The sequence below is a fragment of the Vibrio furnissii CIP 102972 genome (genome assembly GCF_000176175.1).
Taxonomy (GTDB): domain Bacteria; phylum Pseudomonadota; class Gammaproteobacteria; order Enterobacterales; family Vibrionaceae; genus Vibrio; species Vibrio furnissii.
Window position 1 is genome coordinate 451,367 of the sequence record NZ_ACZP01000013.1, and the last position, 19,060, is coordinate 470,426.

Consider the following 19,060-nt stretch of genomic DNA (forward strand, 5'->3'; position numbering starts at 1 on the left):
CAAATTAAAAAGCCGGGCAAATTAGCCCGGCTTTTTTGTATCCTCAAGAAAGGCAATTAAATAGTTGAGTCACACACTGGGTTAATAAAACGGTTTTAATATAACTGGTGAACATTATTTAAAAATGCCGCTGTTAAAATTGACGATCATCAATTTTGTTCTTCGATCATACCGTTATGCCGTTTTAATTTGAGAATAAACGTTGGATGACGCTGGTCTCTCTTGGTGACAATTTCCCTTTAGGAATAGTAGGTTATCATCATTTCTTGACCTGTCGGTTTCCACGTTAGGTGCAGTAAATAACGGCAATCCAACGTCGATATATAATAAAACGATCGTTGAATTGTTGATCAAATATAAGTGAACGGATCGGCGAGTTTTATTTGCGTTCTTTTTAACTTTAGCGGAAATAATGTGACGATTATTCCAATATTTAAATTTACACAACACTGACAAAGAGAAAATGTTATTATTTCTTCAGTGCAAATAATAATCAGCAGGAAAAGGCAGTGGACTATTCAGTGATTACACAGTTGAAAAAAGACTTTTACGCGCAAATTAGCGCGCTGCAGTCGTGCACGCTGCCGCAGTCGAAACCAACGTTGTCGATTCTCACGCCAGAAGAGTTGAAAGAGCTAGAACAATTGTGGGTTGAATTGGCCGTATGGAAGAAAACCCAAAGTCACTAATGCTCTGAACACGCTGAATTTTTGCAAACCCAGTTTACTCGTAAAGAGGCTGGGTTTTTTGTTGCGCAAATTTCAAATTGTTATAATATAACATTTATAGTAGTTTTGTGATCTTTTCGTTGAAAAGTGGGGTATCAGACCCCATAGTAAAGTCACAAGTAAGGTATAAGAATGCATACAATAACCAGCATGCATCCAGTAATGAATCAGGTGAGTGCAGATATGGCGGAAGTAAGAGCCAGAGTTGATTTAAAAGTAGGTGCGAAAAGTAATATTGATGCAGAAATCCTGTCTTTCAGAGGATTGAAGACCGATAAAGAGCACGTTGCCGTCATTTTCAAGTCAGCAGATAAAACCCAAGAAGTTCCACTCGTGCGCATGCACTCTGAATGTCTCACTGGCGATGTATTCCATTCATCGCGTTGTGATTGTGGTGAGCAACTCGAAGAAACGATCGCGAAAATGGGCGAACATGGCGGGATCATTTTGTATCTGCGTCAAGAAGGTCGTGGTATCGGCCTTTACAATAAGATTGATGCTTACCGACTACAAAGTCAGGGCATGGATACGTATCAAGCCAACAATCATCTTGGTTTTAGCGATGATCTTCGTGATTTTGCTGAAGCCGCTCAGATGCTGAACGCACTGAACGTCAACAAAATTCGCTTAGTGACGAATAACCCGAAAAAAATTCGTGAACTGAAAGAGTATGGGATCGAGATCGTGGAAGTCGTCCACACTGCAGCACACATCAAGTCAGGTAACGAGAACTACTTGAAAGCTAAAGTGGCGCACGGTAAACATCAGCTCAAACTCTGAGCAATTTTCGCTAATCGTTGATAAAAGCCTCACTTCGGTGAGGTTTTTTTCGTTACAGCTTGCAAAAAAAATGTAAATTTGTATTATCGCGGCTAAAAGTGCAAATGATAATAATTAGCACTAGCAATGAATCATGCTCAACAAGGATGCTTAAATGAAAGTTAAGTCACTTTTAGTCCAATCTATCGCAGCATCTCTGGCACTGGCCAGCAGTGCTAGTTTTGCCGCTGTCACCCAGGATCAGGTGGTCGCTCATTACGCCGATATCGCGCACGCAGTCTTTTCTGACTCGCTCACCACGGCAAAGAATCTTGAGAAATCAATCGACTCGTTCCTTGCTGCACCTTCTGAAGCCAAACTTCAGCAAGTGAAACAAGCATGGATTACCGCACGCGTTCCTTACCAACAGTCTGAAGTTTTCCGTTTTGGTAACGCGGTCGTTGATGATTGGGAAGGCCAATTGAATGCATGGCCACTCGATGAAGGCCTGATTGATTATGTGTCCGACGATTACCAATATGAACTGGGTAATGAAGGCGCTAGCGCAAACATCGTCGGCAACGCGTCGATCACCATTGGTGCGACCACCATCGATGCTTCTAAAATTACACCGGAGCTGATTGCAAGCCTGAATGAGGTCGGTGGTTCTGAGGCTAACGTTGCGTCCGGATATCACGCCATTGAATTCCTGCTTTGGGGCCAAGATTTGCACGGCACTCAAGCGGGTGCGGGTGAACGCCCATACACCGACTATGCTCAAGGTGATGCTTGTACGCATGGCAATTGTGATCGCCGCGCTCAATACCTGAAAGCATCTGCACAACTGTTGGTGCAAGATCTTGAGTGGATGGAAAAGCAGTGGTCTGAAAAAGAGAAAGGCAATTACCGTGAAGCGCTGCTTACGGATTCATCAACGAATGGCTTGCGTAAAATGCTGTTTGGCATGGGGTCGCTGTCATTGGGTGAACTGGCTGGTGAGCGCATGAAAGTGGCTCTGGAAGCGAACTCCACTGAAGATGAGCACGATTGTTTCTCAGACAACACGCACAACTCTCACTTCTATGACGAGCAAGGCATCTACAACATCTACACCGGTACGTACACGCGTGCAGACGGCTCAACGCTAACAGGTGCTTCGATTTACGATTTGGTTGCACAGAAAGATGACGTGGCTGCGAAAGAAATCATGAAGCAATTCGATGCGGCGCGCGCTCAAGTGGGTGAGCTGGTGAATTCGGCAGAGAAAAACAATCAGCATTTCGACCAACTGATTGCGGCAGACAACAAAGCGGGTAACGCGCTGGTGAACAAAGCTATCATGGCTTTGGTGGCGCAGACGGCTTCAATTGAACGTGCTGCCAACGTGATTGGTATCGATAACCTGAACCCAGATACTGCGGATCACGAATTCTAAAAATCGATCGTAGGAGCCCGCGTCGCCGGGCTCTTTTTACCCAATCCTCAGCGTGTCAAAGAGCGTATTTTTGTCATGTATGGCGATTGGGTTTCTTGCTTTTTATTACACGAGAAGAATGGAATGAAGTTGTACTACTCCGCGCTCCTTCTTGGATTGATGTCGGCATCCGCGCTAGCGGGTGAACCCAAATCTGGCGGTGGTACGAGCACCACCAAATCAGGGCAGAATGCGTATTCAATGCCTGCCTCCAACTTACCACTGTCTAAGCGCCTCGATTTCAGTGTCGGCAACAGTTTCTTTCGCAATCCTTGGGTCGCAGCGCCGTCGTCAACGGAAGCCCGTGATGGCCTTGGCCCGCTGTTTAATACCAACGGGTGTCAAAACTGCCACATCAAAGATGGCCGGGGTCATCCCCCAGAAGAAAACGACACGCAAGCGGTCTCTATGCTGGTGCGCATGAGCATTCCCGCCACATCACCTGAAGACCATGCGCTATATGAAAAAGAGGGTGTGGTGCCTGAGCCTACGTATGGCGCTCAACTGCAAGATTTTGCCTTGCCGGGTAAAAAGCCGGAAGGGCAGATCCACATCACCTACGATGACGTGGTGGTGCACTTTGCCGATGGAACGCCGGTGATGCTTAGAAAACCGAATGTGTCTATTGTTGAATTAGCGTATGGTCCGCTGCATGCAGATACGCAGTTGTCTGCGCGTGTGGCGCCACCCATGATTGGTTTGGGATTGCTTGAAAGTATTCCGGAATCGACACTGCTTGAGTGGGCAGACGAACACGATCTCAACCGTGATGGGATTTCCGGCAAACTGAACCGCGTATGGGACGTTCAAGCTGAGAAAACCGTCATCGGTCGATTTGGCTGGAAAGCCGGTCAACCTTCGTTGATGCAACAAAATGCGGCGGCATTTAATGGTGACATTGGTTTAACCAGTCGGTTGTTTCCACACGAAAACTGTACAACGAAGCAAACACTGTGCGACAGTTTGCCCAACGGCGGTACGCCGGAAGTGAGCGATAATATTCTCGATTTCGTTGAGTTTTACTCGCAACATTTGGCGGTGCCGGTACGACGGAATCTTGATGATCCACAAGTCATGAAAGGTGAACAGTTGTTTCATGACAGCGGCTGTGTGGCATGCCACAAAACGCAGGTGGTGACGGCCAAACGCGCGCACCTTCCCGCGCTGTCAGAGCAGACGATCCATCCCTATACGGATCTACTGTTGCATGATATGGGCGAAGGGCTGAGCGATGGCCGACCAGAAGCATTGGCAAGTGCACAAGAGTGGCGAACGCCACCGCTGTGGGGCATCGGGTATACGCAGGAAGTCAACGGACATACCTATTATCTGCATGACGGACGTGCGCGAAATGTAATGGAAGCGGTGTTGTGGCATGGCGGTGAAGCGAAAGTGTCGCGTGATCGTGTGCTGCAATTTGATCAACAACAGCGTGAAGCGCTGATCGCATTTTTGAATTCTTTATAGGTGTGAGAATGACGTTTAAATCAATGACACCAGTGGCACTCGCGCTGGTTTTGTCTGCTTGTCAAAGCACAGGGATGCCAGATTCCAAAGCCGAGCAGACCCAACATGTCAGCCAGCCGGTGTACGTGCTGGAGTATCAATCCGCGGAACGCTTTAAAACAGAGGCGGACCAATTGGCTCAGGCGTTTGGCCGTTATTGTGAACAGGCCGATCTGGACACGGATACGTTGAAAACGCAGTGGCATCAAACCATGACGGCATGGATGGCACTGCAAGGGCAGGAGCGTGGCCCGGCAGCGGCACTGGAACAGAGCTGGAATGTGCAATTCTGGCCAGATAAAAAGAACACCACCGGTCGCAAGATGGCTGCGTTAGTGCATCAAGACCGCGCATGGAGTGCTGAGCAGATTGCGCAGCAGAGTGTGACCGTGCAAGGGTTGGGTGCGTTGGAATGGTTGCTGTACGATGCGACATCTCCGCTGACATCGGCACCTAAATCGGCGTTGGGGATTAGCCAAAACTTGGCCAATAAAGCCGATGTGATTGCGCAAGCGTGGCAGCAGAACCCTTGGAAAGCGATGGACGTCGCAACGTGGGAATCGGAATACATTGCGCTGCTATCGAATCAGTTGGAACATGCGATGTCGAAAATGACACGCCCACTGGCCAATGTTGGCAAACCGCGTCCCTATTTCTCGGAATCTTGGCGTTCGAAAACGTCTATGCTGAACCTGAAAGCAAACGTAGAAGCAATGCAGGCGCTTTATTTGGCAAGTCTGGATGGGCAACTTCGTGAGCGTAATCTGGTTGAACTGGCTGATCGCGTGAAAACTCAATACGCCAATCTGGTTGACACTTGGCCAGCGGAACCAAGCTTGTTTGATATGCTGCAAACCAAAGAAGGCTACCGCGACGCGTTGTCTCAGTACAACAAGTTGGATCAACTGAAATACCTGCTGCATGAAGAAGTGGCTGTGGCATTGGGTGTGGTGATCGGGTTTAACTCTAGCGATGGTGACTGATCAAACGCGTCGCTCGCTATTGAAAGCGGCATTGTTTGGCGCCTGTGCGCCGATGATGCCCTTTGGCTGCGCGAGCCAGCCTAACCAAACGCCTGCGCTGATTGGTTGCGCGATTAAAAATCGCAATCAGTTCAGTGCGGTCATTGCCAACAGCCAAGGTCAAGCCATTCACCAATTGCCGCTGCCTGGGCGCGGTCATGGTGTGGCGATTCACCCGACACTGACTCAAGCCGTGGCGTTTGGTCGCCGGCCGGGTGAGTTTCTGATGGTGTTTGATTATCAGACCCAAGCGATGATGCAACTGCGCCCAGCAGACGACAATCGTCACTATTATGGTCACGGTGTGTACTCAAACGATGGGCAATGGTTGTTTGCGACGAGGCACCAGCCGAGGCATCATTGGTGTGTATGATGTCGCGCATCACTACCAGAAAGTGGCGGAATTGACCGGTTTTGGTATTGGCCCACATGAAGTGATTGTGATGCCGGATGATACCTTGGTGATTGGTGTGGGCGGTGTTCATACCAACGGTCGTGAACCGCTTAACATTGCCACCATGAAACCAAGCCTGACTTATTTGTCTGCGGAAGGCGTGATTCTTGATCAGGTATCCTTGCCGGACCATCATCTCAGCATTCGTCATTTGGCGCATGATGGGAGTGAGACGGTGCTGTGTGGTCAGCAATATCGCGGTCAACCCGATGACTACCCATCGTTGGTCGCGATGCATACTCGAGGCGGTGACATGATTCCGCTGTTGGCGGAGCCGGAACAGTGGGCGCGGTTTAACCATTACATCGCGAGCATTGCTGCGACGGACAAATGGATTCTGGCAACGTCGCCTGTGGGCAACTGTTACGGCATTTGGTCAAAAGAGACGCGTGAATTGGTTGAGCTGTCGGCATTGCCAGATGCGTCCGGTGTCGTGGTTCATGGAGACCGTTTTCAGGTCAGCTCCGGTTCGGCCTTGGTCGTGACCAGTGAATATCCGCAACCAGCCCAACAAACGGTGACCAATGTGCAGTGGGACAACCACTGGTCGGCGATTCTCTGACGCAATTCGTGATCGCCTCAAGCGAAAGCACATTTCTGACACATTGATGAACTAACATATGCCCATTTCTTTTGCCATACTTGATGTATTGGCGAGTGATTTGGGCATTGTGATATGAAGCGTTGTTCATTTGTTGTTTTATTATTGATTTTCTTTAGTTTTCCTTCGGCTTCCTCACCTTACTTTGCCAATCTTGGCTGGGTCGACAGCCGCTCGTCGGTCACGCCTTTACTGCAATACCCGCAACAACTTGAACGCCTTTACCACGAAAACAACGACCAACTCATCTGGACGGATATGCTCACGATGCAGCATTTCGAGCAACAGCTGGATATGATTCGTCGCGCCAACATCAGCCCTTTGTTTGAACGCCAATACCACGCCTTGGTTCAGTATCGAGAAGCGGGCGAATGGTTTGAATATGACTTGCTCGCCACCGACACGTTATTGCTCTATCTCAGTTATGCCGAGCGAGCGCCGCAAGAGGGGATGACTTGGTTTTTTGAAGGCAATCTCAACCATTCGTTACCCTTGCCCAGTGAACAGGCGAGGCTGGCGCTGCATATCGCGGTGGGAATTCATGGCATCACAGATTTAATTGATGAGTATACACCGCAAGATGCGGCCTATCGTCAGTTGGTGAACGCCTATCGCTATTTGAGTCAGATTGAGCCGCAGATGCTGTCAGTGTACGTTCAGGCTCGCTTGAAGAGGCCGGGCGATAAGTTGGAAGACCGGCGCACGCTGATCCAGCGACTCTCTTTGGTCAACATTGATGTGGCTGGAATCAGTGACAATGTCACGTGGTATGACAACTCGCTGGTGGAACCGGTCAAACAGTTTCAAAAAATGCATGGCTTGAAGATAGATGGCATCATCGGCCCTGATACGCTGAAGTGGCTCAATATGAAAGTTCCTGAGCGTTTGGCTCTCTTGGCGTTAAACGCGGAGCGGATGCGGCTTTGGACCACTCAGGATGACACGGTGATTGTCGTTAATGTCCCAGGGTATAATCTCAAATATTGGTACTCGGGCAAGCCTGTGTTTGAATCCAAAGTCGTCGTTGGACGTGTTACTCGTCCAACACCCGTCATGTCGACCAAGTTGGATTCTTTGATTCTGAACCCGACGTGGAATGTACCGCACAAAATCATGGTGGAAGATATTCTGCCGATGACCAAGCGTGATGCTTCCTATTTAAGCCGTCATCACATCGACATCATCGAGAGCTGGAAATCAGACCAAACGCTTGATCCCGCGTTGATTGATTGGCAAAACGTCAATCCGAAAACCTTTCCTTACCGCATGCGGCAACAGGCTGGCAACCAAAATGCATTGGGGCTGTATAAATTCAACACGCCGAACAAACGGGCGATTTATTTACACGATACACCCAGTAAACATTTGTTTAATCACCCAACACGCGCATTCAGCTCCGGTTGTATTCGGGTGGAGCACGCCGATCAGTTTGCCACCACGTTGTTGGAGACGCAGGGCATCAATGACAGTGAATTGATTCCCAACCCTGACGCAGCCAATCGCGCCATTCCGCTGAAAAAGCGCATTCCCGTGCACATCATTTATCAAACGGTATGGTACGAAGGGGGGGAAGTGCACTATCGGGACGACATTTACCGCTTGGACCGAATCAAACCCAACCGTGGGTGATGCAGTTCAAAATTTACTAAAATATTACACAAGGAAAATTCCTTTACTGGTCAATTAGTAAGCTATTTGGCCGGTAAAATGTGACCGAATTAGCACAAATTATGCATTTGATCTTCGCGGAGGAGTCCGGTAGTTTGCCGGATTGTTAAGATCGAATTCCGTAGTTAAAGGTGCTGTTTTGAGTCTGTCACGTCGAGATTTTCTAAAGTTTGCTGGTTCTGGTTTGGTGGTCGCGACTTGTGTCCCGGGGATTGCCCATGCCTCGTATCCCGATAAACCTCGTGTTTTAGCCATGAACAACCTCCATACCGGTGAAACATTAGAAACCTGTTATTTTAATGGTCAGCGTTATGTACGTTCTGAATTACAACGTTTGAATCATATCTGTCGTGACTTTCGTCAGAATGAAGTCCATCAAATGGATAAAAAGCTGTTTGATCAGATTTCGCGCATTCAGGCGGTGTTGGGCACCGAAGCTGAAGTGCAGATCATTTCCGGTTACCGTTCACCGGCCACGAACGAAATGCTACGCGGGAAGTCATCTGGCGTGGCAAAGAAGAGCTTTCACATGTTAGGGCAGGCCATCGATTTCCGTTTGGATGGTGTGTCGCTCAAACAAATTCATGAAGCAGCGTTGAGCTTAAAAGCGGGCGGCGTGGGTTACTATCCCAAGAGTCAGTTTGTTCACATCGATACTGGCCCCGTTCGCCAGTGGCGTGGTGCCTAGCTTGTCAAATCAGAATGAGAGTGTCATAGTTCGAGCAAATTCGTTGTTCGAACAAGGTTTAGCATGTCTTTAAAATATCAAATTGTTCCCGTAACGCCGTTTGCGCAAAACTGCTCGATCGTCTGGTGTGATGAAACCATGGACGGTATCGTGGTGGATCCGGGCGGTGACGTGAAACAACTGAAAATGATGGTTGATGAGCTGGGTGTGAACGTGGTCAAACTGGTGCTCACACATGGTCACTTGGATCACGTCGGTGGCACAGAACCGCTGGCCGCGTTGCTTGGCGGCATTGATATCATTGGCCCCCATAAAGACGATAACTTCTGGTTGCAAGGTTTGGAAGGCCAGAGCCAGATGTTTGGGTTTCCGTTGACCGAGGCGTTTGAACCGACGGCGTGGCTAGACGAGGGCGATACCATCACGTTTGGTCATCAGACGCTGAATGTGTTGCACACACCAGGGCACACACCGGGTCACGTGGTACTGTTTAGCGACGAAGCGCGCTTAGCCTTTGTGGGTGACGTGCTGTTTAATGGTGCCATTGGTCGTACCGATTTCCCTCGGGGTGACTTCAATACCCTAATTACGTCGATTAAAACCAAACTATGGCCGTTGGGGAACGATGTGACGTTCATTCCGGGTCACGGCCCAACCTCGACCTTTGGTCGAGAGCGTGCAAGCAATCCGTTTGTTGCGGATGAAATGCCGCTTTACTGATTCAGTTCCGGCTCGGCCGCGGCAAGATAGCGCCGAGCCAATCCAACAAACTCCTCAGGACTGCGGTCGAGATCGCTGGCCGAAATAAACACATCATAATCATAATATTGGCGCTGATAACGCATTCGGTTGGCCAGCATGGCCATCAATCCTTTATACACTTTGCCTTGGTGGCGTTCGCAATAAGGCTCAGCGTCTAACACCATGTCTTCAAATGCGGATTCTTGATTTTTCTGCCGTGCGCCGAGATAAAGCAGCGCGCGTTGACTGAGCAGAATCTCGGTTGCGATGCGCGGGCAAATGCCATCGAGATAAGGCTCGTATTGCTTTAGCTTGATCCCAATCCAAGGCAAGGGCTGATACCAGCCTTCCTGCTCATAACTGCAAATGCCGATGCGGCTGATATTGTTCCATTTCACCACCCAACCGCCATGAAACAGATGTTGCTGAAAATGGGTCTGCGTGAGTGTGTAACCCACCCAGCTTTTGCGAATGAGCCAATAGCCCAAACCGCACAATGTTGTCATCGCCAAGAGGGAAATCAGCGCTTGCGGCCAGCTTGGTGACAGAATGACCAGAAACAGCGTGGCGACGATCGCGACAAAACCCACGACTTTGGCGTAAGGGGAGTTCAGGTCGAAGTGATGATTTGATAAATGAACAGTTTGCATACAGCTCGCTACAATGGTCTGAAATTTCTCTGTATTTATACCCAGTGGTGCGGCAAGTGATCACTTTACCTCATGGTTAAATTGTAGTCATCCATAACAGAAAAGCGTGTTTTTGCCCTCGATCTTGACCAACACCCTACAAAAGGCACTCGAATTTTGTTATAAAACGCGCTTCAAATTTTCACCACTGCGCCTTGTGCAGTGAAATGGAGACATACTCGATGAGACTTGCTCATAAGCGTAACGTGCAGGCTAAACTGCAAAAACGCATTAAAGCGATTGTAGCGAATCTGGCTCAAGCGCCTAAAACAGCAAAGCCTGTAACTGCGAAGCCTGTTGTTGAAAAGAAAGCGGCCGTGAAACCTGTCGCAGAAAAAGTTGCAGCAGCGACAAAAGTAGACGTAGCGTTAACTCCAAAGCAGCAACAGGTACTGGATATCGTTGTTGCGAATGCAGAAGGCATCAATCCTAAGTCGATTGGTCTGGCTGCTGGTCAAGAAGATGCAAAAGCTGCTTCTTGGGCCACCGGCGCTCTGAAAAAACTGCTGGATGAAAATCTTGTGGTGAAAGAGCAACTGGCAGGCAACAAAGTTATCTACAAAGCGAACTAAGTGTCCTTGCCGATAACGACAGTTTGTACGCAAAAAGCCTCGGTTTAGCCGAGGCTTTTTGTTGGGCGCGATTCGTCGTTCATCACAGTTTTGATCACTTTCTGTATCAAGTACGTGGCGAAAAACAACTACGTATTTCTATCCTATTCAATTCAACCTTCTCTTCATTAAATCTCAATTAATCAATCAATTATCATTGATTTTAGCGGATTAGCTACGTAGTTCTACCTACGACCTTGGTGGTATGCGCTGTTTTCGATGTTATCGGAATGCGTAATCACGCTCATTTCCTCTTGCGTTGAGTTCTTCCACAGTGACAACGAACCCATTGGCTCGCATGAGCTGAGGAACAATAACAAAAGGACGTGAATAATGAGTCTGATTCATCAATCTGTAAAACGTGTTGTCACCGGCCTCGCGGCGGTTGCGACATGCTTCGCTCTGTTTTCTGCCTCTGCAAACGCTGCGGAGAAAGTCTACCGTTTGAAACTGGCGGAAACGTGGGGGCCAAACTTTCCCATTTTCGGCGATGCAACAAAAAACATGGCTGAAATGGCGGAAAAAATGTCAAACGGCCGCCTGCAAATCCGCATTGATTCTGCCAACAAACACAAAGCGCCGCTGGGCGTGTTTGACATGGTGAAATCGGGTCAGTACGACATGGGCCATTCGGCCTCTTATTACTGGAAAGGCAAAGTTCCAAACACACTTTACTTCACTTCGATGCCTTTCGGGATGACGCCGCCAGAACAGTATGCATGGTTCTACTACGGTGGTGGTATGGAACTGATGGAGAAAGTGTATGAGCCGCACAATATGCTGTCTTTCCCCGGCGGGAACACAGACGTGCAGATGGGCGGCTGGTTCCAAAAAGAGATCAACACCGTCGACGACCTGAAAGGGCTGAAGATGCGTATTCCGGGGTTTGCGGGAGAAGTGCTAGCTGAAGTGGGCGCTAAACCGACCAACATCGCACCGGGTGAACTGTATACCTCGCTGGAACGTCGCACCATCGATGCGCTGGAATGGGTTGGCCCGTCACTTGACCTGCGCATGGGCTTCCACAAAATCGCACCGTATTACTACACCGGTTGGCATGAGCCAGCGACCGAGCTGCAATTTTTGGTGAACAAGCGTACTTGGGAGCGTTTGCCAGCGGACCTACAAGAGATTCTGCGTGTGGCAATGCGCACGGCAGCATACGACATGTACACCCAGTCGGTTCATGAAAGTGGCAAGAACTGGGCATCGATCACCACCGAATATCCGAACGTGAAAGTGAAAACTTTCCCACCGGCAGTGATTGATGCGCTCCGTGCTGCAAATGATCGTCTGCTAGCAGAACATGCAGCGGCAGACCCACAAGCCAAAGAGATTCAGGAATCTCAAGCGAGCTACATGAAACAGGTTCGTGCGTGGACGGATATTTCAACGCGCGCTTATCTCAATAGCGAGCAGTAAGACCGCTGGGAGCCAATCTCGCGCACAGATTAAAAACTATAACGACAAGCTCCGCGAACGCGTGCGTTACGCGGAGCACTTTTCCGTTTTCCAGGGAGTGAGGAATGAGAAGTCTCATTTATATCGAAAGGTTGATCAATCGTATCAGTGATTTCTGGGGTTGGGTCGCCAGTGTGCTGTTTATTTTGCTGGTGGCCAACGTGGTTTATGACGTCGTCATGCGTTATGTCTTCAACGATGTGTCGATTGCGTTTCAGGAGCTTGAATGGCACCTGTTTGCAGCGGTGTTTTTGTTGGGCATTCCATACACCATTAAAGCGGGCGGCCATGTGCGCGTCGACATCATTTATGAACGTCTGTCTTATAAAGCGCAAGCGATGGTCGATGTCGTCGGCACGTTGATTTTCCTCCTGCCGTTTTGTCTGCTCGTGATGTATTTCGGGATTGATTTCGCCAAAGAGAGTTTTGAACTGGGCGAGATGTCGGGCGATCCGGGCGGCTTGCCGCATCGCTGGCTGATCAAATCAGTGATTTCGTTGTCATTTTTCTTTATGGCGGTGAGTGGATTGGGGCTGTTGCTGCATTCCGTCAACAAAGTAGTGAATCCACGTCTGATGCATTCAGACCTCCATGATTCGAAGTAAAAGGATGACGCGATGATTGGTATTGTGATGTTTTTTGTGGCGTTGTTTGCGCTGCTATTAGGGTTTCCTGTCGCCTTTACGTTTGGCGGCATTGCGTTAATTTTTGGTGTGTGGGCGGAAGGGATCGAGATGTTTGCCTTCATGCCATATCGCATTCAATCCATTATGGAAAATACGGTCATGATGGCCGTGCCGCTGTTTGTGTTCATGGGCTTGGTGTTGCAAAAGACCAAACTGGCGGAACAACTACTCGAATCCATGGGGCGGTTGTTTGGCGGCGTGCGTGGCGGTATTGCGATTTCGACCGTCTTAGTGGGCGCGCTCTTAGCGGCGTCGACAGGCGTGGTTGGTGCTTCGGTGGTGGCGATGGGGCTGATTTCGCTGCCGGTGATGCTTAAATACAACTACGACAAAGGGTTAGCATGCGGCACCATTTGTGCCTCGGGCACCTTAGGACAAATTATTCCGCCGTCCATCGTGTTGATTTTGTTGGGGGATGTACTCGGCGTGCCCGTGGGCGACTTATTCCAAGCCGCCCTGTGGCCGGGATTAGTCTTGGTTGGCGCCTACATTCTCTACATTCTGATTTATGCCAAACTCAACCCGATGGCGGCGCAGCCGATTGAACGCGATGACAGTATGAGCCGCTCTCAAGAAGTGGTGCAGGCTTTGAAAGCGGTGATTCCACCCTTGGCGCTGATCATTGTGGTATTGGGTTCGATTTTTGCCGGTGTGGCGACGCCCACTGAATCGGCGGCGCTGGGCGGCGCGGGCGCGTTGCTGCTGGCAATCGCTTATCGTCAGTTCAGTTGGCGAATGGTGTACGATGCATCGAAAGAAACCGTGAAGGTCACGGCGATGGTGTTTGCGATTTTGCTGGGTGCGACGGCGTTTTCCATGGCGTTCACCTACACCGGGGGTGATTTGCTGGTGGAAGAGTGGATGCTCAGCATTCCGGGCGATAAATGGGGCTTTTTAATCGTCACCATGATTGTGATTCTGATCTTGGGCTTCTTCATCGATTTCGTCGAAATCTGTTTCATCATTGTGCCCATCATTGCGCCAGTCGCCAGTTTGTTGGACATCGACATGACGTGGTTTGCGATTTTGGTGGCGATGAACTTGCAAACGTCGTTCCTGACGCCGCCTTTTGGGTTTAGCTTGTTCTATCTCAAAGGGGTAGCGCCGAAATCGGTGACCACGATGGATGTGTATCGCGGCGTGATGCCATTCATCACCATTCAGATTCTGGTGCTGGCGTCACTCTTGGTATTCCCGAGTTTCTATGGAATGTGATCGAATTCGAGGTTGTCGACTTCGCATTTCTTAGTCTGCTGACAACTTGCTACAGTAAAACAGCTTACTGATGTTCAGTAAGCTGTTTTTTTATGGGGAAAGGAATGCCTCTTAAAGTCAAATTGATCCTGCTGACTTTGTTGCCGCTGCTGTTGGTGACGGCCAGTATCAGCTGGATATCCATCCATCAAGCCAAAAGCTTGGGGGAACGCGAAGTGGAAATTTTTCGCGCCAATCTGATCAAAGCTCGCGAAACGGCACTCAAAGACAGTGTGGATATGGCGTTGGATGCCATTGCACTCGTCTATAACGATCCCAACCTTTCCGATGATGAAGCGAAATCAAAAGTCAAAAAAGTCCTCACCAAGCTGCGTTACGGCTCTGACGGTTATTTCTTTGCTTATGATGCGAAAGGCATCAATTTGGTTCACCCCACACAACCTGAACTCATTGGCCGAGACTTGCTGAAACTGCAAGATCGCGAAGGTGATTATCTGATTGAAGCGTTACTGTTTCAGGCGCAATCCGGTGGTGGTTTCCATCAATATTTGTGGCAGAAACCCTCTTCTGGTGAAGTGGTGCCGAAACTCAGTTACGTGGAATGGTTAGACAAATGGGGCTGGATGGTTGGCACCGGCTTGTATATCGAAGATGTCAGTCAGGAAGTCGCGGCAATGCAGGCGACGATCAACAAAAACATCGACACGACCTTCTTTTCAGTGATGGTGATTCTGGCGGTGACCGTTGCGGTGATCATTGTCCTGACGCTGGCAATCAATCTGCATGAGCACCGCCTTGCGGATAAAAACCTCAAAGAATTAGCCCATAAAACGGTGATGTTTCAGGAAGATGAGAAGAAACATCTGGCGCGAGAGCTTCACGATGGCATCAATCAGTTATTGGTGTCGAGTAAATGTCATTTGGAGCTGTTAGGTCATAAGCTGAAAGACGACACGCTCTCGGGGCACGTGGATAAAGCGCAGCAGTCGCTGATCACGGCGATCAACGAGGTGCGACGAATTTCCCACAATTTGCGCCCCAGTGCGCTGGATGACATTGGTTTACAAGCGGCAATCGTCACGCTACTGGAGGATTTTCAGTCGCACTCCGGCATTTTGGCCGACACCCATTTTGATACACTGCCAAGCACGCGGCTGCAGTCTGATGTGGCGACGACGCTGTATCGGGTCGTACAAGAGTCGCTGAACAATATTGAGAAACACGCGCATGCCAAGCAAGTCAGTGTGATGATTCAGCAAATGGGCGGTCTGCTGCAATTGATGATTCGTGACGACGGTGTGGGCTTTTCAATCAAAGACGCACGTGTCAAACGCGGTATCGGGCTGCGCAATATGAGAGAGCGAGTCGAATTTTTAGGCGGTGAACTGGAGCTGATGAGCGAACCAGGATTTGGGACTGAAATCACCGTGCTGTTGAATCTGGATGGATTAGTGTATGGAAAAGCCAATTAGTGTGGTGATCGTCGACGATCACCGAGTGGTCCTGGAAGGGTTTATGGCCCGGTTGGAAATGGAGCCGGAAATCGAGGTCATTGCGACAGCCAGTAATGGTTTGGAAGCGATTGACGTGGTCAAGCAGCATCGTCCAGATGTCATTTTGATGGACGTCAGCATGCCCATTATGAATGGCATTGATGCGACGCGGTTGATCAAAGAAGAGGTACCCAATGCCAAAGTGTTGATGCTGACCATGCATGACAATCGGGAATACATCATGAAAGTCATGCAGGCGGGGCCGGTGGGGTACATGCTCAAGGAAATTTCAGCCGAAAACATGGTGCAGGCCATCAAAACGGTCAATTTAGGCTCAACCTATTTTTGCGAGTCCGTCACGCAAACGCTGTTTACGCAGGAGGTGATCCCTTCGGCGCAGAAACCAAACCCGCTCAGTCGCCGCGAAGAAGCCGTGCTGAAGCTGGTCGCACAAGGTCACAGCAGCAAGAAAATCGCCTCCCTGCTGAACATCAGTTATCGCACGGTGGAAACGCATCGCCAAAACATTAAACACAAGCTCGATATTCATTCGACTGCTGAGCTTGCGCACTATGCGAGCCAGCGAGGCTTGTTGGAATAAGCCGCTGATTGTGAATGCGCTGGTCGTGAGCCGAAACGAAAAAAGGTTGGGATAGCCCAACCTTTTCTATGTCCGCAAGGGAATGGTGTTGCTGCACTGTTTATTCAGGCTTGGTGATGCTGCCAATTTCCAGCATCGGTGCCACATCAATCTTCTCGGCATTCATCATGGCTGATAATCGCTGCACCGAAGAGAGGAGCAGTGACTGTTCCCAATCTTCCAACTGATGGAAACGTTCGACGAAATCTTCTTGCAGAGGCTGAGGTGCTTCAGCCAGCAACTTGCGGCCCGGCTCAGTCAGGTGCGCGTGCACTTTGCGTTTGTCAGTACTGCTGCGAATACGTTGGACGTAGCCGTTGCGCTCAAGGCGATCAAGAATCGTTGTTGCAGTCGCCTGACTCATGTTCGTGTGCTTTGAGAGCTCACGGATCGTCACTTCCCCCAAATCCTGAATTGAACGCATCAGAATTAATTGAGGCCCGGTTAATCCGGCGCTTTTGCTAAGCTTCTTAGAGTGTAGGTCAATGGCTCGGATGATCTGGCGAATTGCGACCAGTACTTCTTCATGTTTTTCCACAATGGTCATCCACAACGTAGAGGAGAATTTAGGCGCGACGATACATCACTTGAAGACGGATGAAAAGTGTTGACTTCATACTTTTTTATCGACGATTTGACGCTATTTTGTGGTGTGTCAAATGATGTGAAATGTTTTGTGTACGAATTAATTAGCTACTATATTTGTTTAATATATAAACGTTCGTTAGTGTTTTTAATAAAAATCAGGTCATAAATTCGCCTTGTAGTAGATCTTTACCGCTTGGTATGTAAAATGTAGGTCAACTTTGAGTGCGCTTGATAGTTATGAGTACGAAATATATTTACTGGTTTGAAAGTGAATTTATTTCGTTGTCATGGCTATAGAGTTCAATCTGGAATCAATAAAAGAGAGGACAAATGACGAAAGGTATCGATAAGTACAGTATCGACAGTACCGATTACACCGTCGGGCAGGACAATGTCCAAAAGTGGGGGTTTGACGTTCACAACCCTGTATTCGGTATCAGTGCGGGTTTGATTATGCTGTTTTTGCTCGCCACTTTGGTGGTCGATGCGGACACGGCGAAAACTGCGCTGGATGGCATTAAGTGGAAAATCATTGGCTCGTTTGACTGGCTGTTTATCTGGTCCGGTAACATTTTTGTGATTTTCTGTTTGGCGCTGGTGGTGTCACCCTACGGTAAGATTCGCTTAGGTGGTCAAGACGCAGTGGCTGATCACTCATTCATTTCATGGCTGTCGATGTTGTTTGCTGCTGGTATGGGTATCGGCTTGATGTTTTGGAGTGTGGCAGAACCGGTTGCTTACTTTACCGGTTGGTATGAAACGCCACTGGGCGTGGAAGCCAATTCACCAGAAGCGGCAAAATTGGCGCTGGGCGCGACCATGTTCCACTGGGGGCTTCACCCTTGGGCCATTTACGGCGTCGTGGCTTTGTCGTTGGCATTTTTCTGCTACAACAAAGGCTTGCCACTATCGATTCGTTCGATTTTCTATCCTATCCTAGGCGATCGCGCATGGGGTTGGGCGGGTCACATTGTGGATATTTTAGCCGTGCTGGCGACCTTGTTTGGCCTAGCGACATCGTTGGGCTTAGGGGCTCAGCAAGCGGCGAGTGGTATTCACCACGTCTTTGGTATTGATGCGGGCATTGGCCTTCAAGTGATCGTCATCATCGGCGTCACACTGTTGGCGACGTTTTCGGTTATTCGCGGCATTGATGGCGGGGTCAAAGTGATCTCCAACATCAACATGGTGGTGGCATTCTTGCTACTGATTCTGGTGGCGTTGATTGGTTATGCGGTCACGTTCGCGTCAATTCCAACCACACTGATGGCTTACATTGAAAATATCATTCCACTGAGTAACCCACATGGTCGTACCGACGAAGCGTGGTTCCAAGGTTGGACGGTATTCTACTGGGCTTGGTGGATTTCATGGTCGCCATTTGTGGGCATGTTCATTGCGCGTGTTTCGAAAGGTCGTACAGTGCGTGAATTCATTACCGCAGTGCTACTGGTCCCCACCGCTGTGACACTGATCTGGATGTCGGTCTTTGGTGGCTTGGCAGTGGATCAAGTGGTGAACCAAGTGGGTGAGCTGGGCACGAAAGGCCTAACGGATGTTTCGCTGGCGATGTTCCAAATGTTTGATGTGCTGCCTTACGGTACTATTTTGTCTGTGATTGCCGTGGTACTGGTTCTGGTGTTCTTTATTACCTCATCAGACTCGGGTTCATTGGTGATCGACAGCATTACCGCGGGGGGTAAGTTGGATGCGCCTGTTCTACAACGTATCTTCTGGGCATTGATGGAAGGTGCGATCGCGATTGCGCTCCTGTGGATCGGGGGAACAGAAGCGGTTCAAGCGCTGCAAGCTGGCGCCATTTCAACTGCGTTACCATTTACCATCGTGCTGCTGCTGATGTGTGTCAGCCTCATCTTAGGGATGCGAACCGAGCGGTTTGAACGTTAATCATCGAATGAATCAAAAGTCGGCTTAGGCCGGCTTTTTTTTGGTTTGTAAATTGACGTCTGTCAGCCTTTTGACGGGTTAAATATCTGTGAAAGCAAACACTTAATCGATTGTGAACGGATTTTTAC

At 49.2% G+C, this 19,060-nt stretch carries 17 protein-coding genes and 1 pseudogene; 16 read left to right on the forward strand and 2 right to left on the reverse strand.

Annotated elements, in window-relative coordinates; all coding sequences use genetic code 11:
- Positions 1-509: 509 nt before the first annotated feature.
- From VFA_RS06055 to VFA_RS06095, 9 genes and pseudogenes are all read left to right on the forward strand, one after another.
- Entirely contained in the window at positions 510-689 is a 180-nt protein-coding gene (locus VFA_RS06055) for a hypothetical protein (protein ID WP_004725663.1), read from the forward strand.
- A gap of 171 nt (positions 690-860) precedes the next feature.
- Positions 861-1,508, forward strand: a complete 648-nt coding sequence (gene ribA / locus VFA_RS06060; protein ID WP_004725665.1) for a GTP cyclohydrolase II — start codon at positions 861-863, stop codon at positions 1,506-1,508.
- Positions 1,509-1,662: 154 nt separating this feature from the next.
- A complete protein-coding gene (locus tag VFA_RS06065) occupies positions 1,663-2,922 on the forward strand; it encodes an imelysin family protein (protein ID WP_004725667.1) in 1,260 nt (419 codons plus the stop codon).
- Positions 2,923-3,045: 123 nt separating this feature from the next.
- Positions 3,046-4,428 (forward strand): di-heme oxidoreductase family protein, encoded by a 1,383-nt coding sequence (locus tag VFA_RS06070; protein WP_004725669.1) that lies wholly within the window; start codon positions 3,046-3,048, stop codon positions 4,426-4,428.
- An 8-nt stretch (positions 4,429-4,436) separates the two neighbouring features.
- Positions 4,437-5,450 (forward strand): imelysin family protein, encoded by a 1,014-nt coding sequence (locus tag VFA_RS06075; protein WP_004725671.1) that lies wholly within the window; start codon positions 4,437-4,439, stop codon positions 5,448-5,450.
- Positions 5,440-6,505: pseudogene (locus tag VFA_RS06080) on the forward strand (DUF1513 domain-containing protein). Before VFA_RS06075 ends, VFA_RS06080 begins: the two are co-directional and overlap by 11 nt.
- 114 nt (positions 6,506-6,619) lie before the next feature.
- Complete coding sequence (locus tag VFA_RS06085) at positions 6,620-8,173, forward strand: L,D-transpeptidase family protein (RefSeq protein WP_004725674.1); 1,554 nt, start codon at positions 6,620-6,622, stop codon at positions 8,171-8,173.
- Positions 8,174-8,351: 178 nt separating this feature from the next.
- A complete protein-coding gene (locus tag VFA_RS06090) occupies positions 8,352-8,900 on the forward strand; it encodes a peptidoglycan L,D-endopeptidase MepK (RefSeq protein ID WP_014204992.1) in 549 nt (182 codons plus the stop codon).
- Between the two features lie 63 nt (positions 8,901-8,963).
- Complete coding sequence (locus tag VFA_RS06095) at positions 8,964-9,620, forward strand: MBL fold metallo-hydrolase (RefSeq protein WP_004725676.1); 657 nt, start codon at positions 8,964-8,966, stop codon at positions 9,618-9,620.
- Here the strand turns inward: VFA_RS06095 and VFA_RS06100 are convergent.
- Positions 9,614-10,291 carry a DUF2982 domain-containing protein gene (locus VFA_RS06100; protein ID WP_004725678.1) on the reverse strand — a complete coding sequence of 226 codons (678 nt, stop codon included), beginning with the start codon at positions 10,289-10,291 and terminating at the stop codon, positions 9,614-9,616. The two genes, VFA_RS06095 and VFA_RS06100, sit on opposite strands and share 7 nt — an antisense overlap.
- 221 nt (positions 10,292-10,512) lie before the next feature.
- Here VFA_RS06100 and VFA_RS06105 point away from each other — a divergent pair, with 221 nt between their 5' ends.
- From VFA_RS06105 to VFA_RS06130, 6 genes are all read left to right on the forward strand, one after another.
- Complete coding sequence (locus VFA_RS06105; RefSeq protein WP_004725680.1) at positions 10,513-10,902, forward strand: hypothetical protein; 390 nt, start codon at positions 10,513-10,515, stop codon at positions 10,900-10,902.
- 372 nt (positions 10,903-11,274) lie between these two features.
- Complete coding sequence (locus VFA_RS06110; RefSeq protein WP_004725682.1) at positions 11,275-12,363, forward strand: TRAP transporter substrate-binding protein; 1,089 nt, start codon at positions 11,275-11,277, stop codon at positions 12,361-12,363.
- A 104-nt stretch (positions 12,364-12,467) separates the two neighbouring features.
- On the forward strand, positions 12,468-13,007 hold the full coding sequence (locus VFA_RS06115) for a TRAP transporter small permease subunit (RefSeq protein ID WP_038151068.1): 540 nt from the start codon (positions 12,468-12,470) through the stop codon (positions 13,005-13,007).
- A gap of 12 nt (positions 13,008-13,019) precedes the next feature.
- Positions 13,020-14,303: a TRAP transporter large permease gene (locus VFA_RS06120; protein ID WP_004725685.1), complete on the forward strand. Its 1,284-nt coding sequence runs from the start codon at positions 13,020-13,022 to the stop codon at positions 14,301-14,303.
- A 104-nt stretch (positions 14,304-14,407) separates the two neighbouring features.
- The gene (locus VFA_RS06125) at positions 14,408-15,775 is read left to right on the forward strand and encodes a cache domain-containing protein (protein WP_004725687.1); all 1,368 of its coding nucleotides are present in this window, start codon (positions 14,408-14,410) and stop codon (positions 15,773-15,775) included.
- Positions 15,759-16,397, forward strand: coding sequence for a response regulator (locus tag VFA_RS06130; protein ID WP_004725689.1), 639 nt, complete (start codon positions 15,759-15,761; stop codon positions 16,395-16,397). The genes VFA_RS06125 and VFA_RS06130 overlap by 17 nt, the downstream gene beginning before the upstream one ends.
- Before the next feature lie 100 nt (positions 16,398-16,497).
- Here the strand turns inward: VFA_RS06130 and VFA_RS06135 are convergent, their stop codons facing one another.
- The gene (locus VFA_RS06135; RefSeq protein WP_014204998.1) at positions 16,498-16,974 is read right to left on the reverse strand and encodes a MarR family winged helix-turn-helix transcriptional regulator; all 477 of its coding nucleotides are present in this window, start codon (positions 16,972-16,974) and stop codon (positions 16,498-16,500) included.
- A gap of 380 nt (positions 16,975-17,354) precedes the next feature.
- Here VFA_RS06135 and VFA_RS06140 point away from each other — a divergent pair, with 380 nt between their 5' ends.
- Positions 17,355-18,932 carry a BCCT family transporter gene (locus VFA_RS06140; RefSeq protein WP_004725692.1) on the forward strand — a complete coding sequence of 526 codons (1,578 nt, stop codon included), beginning with the start codon at positions 17,355-17,357 and terminating at the stop codon, positions 18,930-18,932.
- Positions 18,933-19,060 lie beyond the last annotated feature (128 nt).

Excerpts from the sequence above, each read along its gene's own strand:
- ribA (WP_004725665.1), top strand. The coding sequence starts at position 861 with ATGCATACAATAACCAGCATGCATCCAGTAATGAATCAGGTGAGTGCA.
- VFA_RS06065 (WP_004725667.1), top strand. The coding sequence starts at position 1,663 with ATGAAAGTTAAGTCACTTTTAGTCCAATCTATCGCAGCATCTCTGGCA.
- VFA_RS06070 (WP_004725669.1), top strand. The coding sequence starts at position 3,046 with ATGAAGTTGTACTACTCCGCGCTCCTTCTTGGATTGATGTCGGCATCC.
- VFA_RS06075 (WP_004725671.1), top strand. The coding sequence starts at position 4,437 with ATGACGTTTAAATCAATGACACCAGTGGCACTCGCGCTGGTTTTGTCT.
- VFA_RS06085 (WP_004725674.1), top strand. The coding sequence starts at position 6,620 with ATGAAGCGTTGTTCATTTGTTGTTTTATTATTGATTTTCTTTAGTTTT.
- VFA_RS06095 (WP_004725676.1), top strand. The coding sequence starts at position 8,964 with ATGTCTTTAAAATATCAAATTGTTCCCGTAACGCCGTTTGCGCAAAAC.
- VFA_RS06100 (WP_004725678.1), bottom strand. The coding sequence starts at position 10,291 with ATGCAAACTGTTCATTTATCAAATCATCACTTCGACCTGAACTCCCCT.
- VFA_RS06105 (WP_004725680.1), top strand. The coding sequence starts at position 10,513 with ATGAGACTTGCTCATAAGCGTAACGTGCAGGCTAAACTGCAAAAACGC.
- VFA_RS06110 (WP_004725682.1), top strand. The coding sequence starts at position 11,275 with ATGAGTCTGATTCATCAATCTGTAAAACGTGTTGTCACCGGCCTCGCG.
- VFA_RS06115 (WP_038151068.1), top strand. The coding sequence starts at position 12,468 with ATGAGAAGTCTCATTTATATCGAAAGGTTGATCAATCGTATCAGTGAT.
- VFA_RS06120 (WP_004725685.1), top strand. The coding sequence starts at position 13,020 with ATGATTGGTATTGTGATGTTTTTTGTGGCGTTGTTTGCGCTGCTATTA.
- VFA_RS06125 (WP_004725687.1), top strand. The coding sequence starts at position 14,408 with ATGCCTCTTAAAGTCAAATTGATCCTGCTGACTTTGTTGCCGCTGCTG.
- VFA_RS06130 (WP_004725689.1), top strand. The coding sequence starts at position 15,759 with ATGGAAAAGCCAATTAGTGTGGTGATCGTCGACGATCACCGAGTGGTC.
- VFA_RS06140 (WP_004725692.1), top strand. The coding sequence starts at position 17,355 with ATGACGAAAGGTATCGATAAGTACAGTATCGACAGTACCGATTACACC.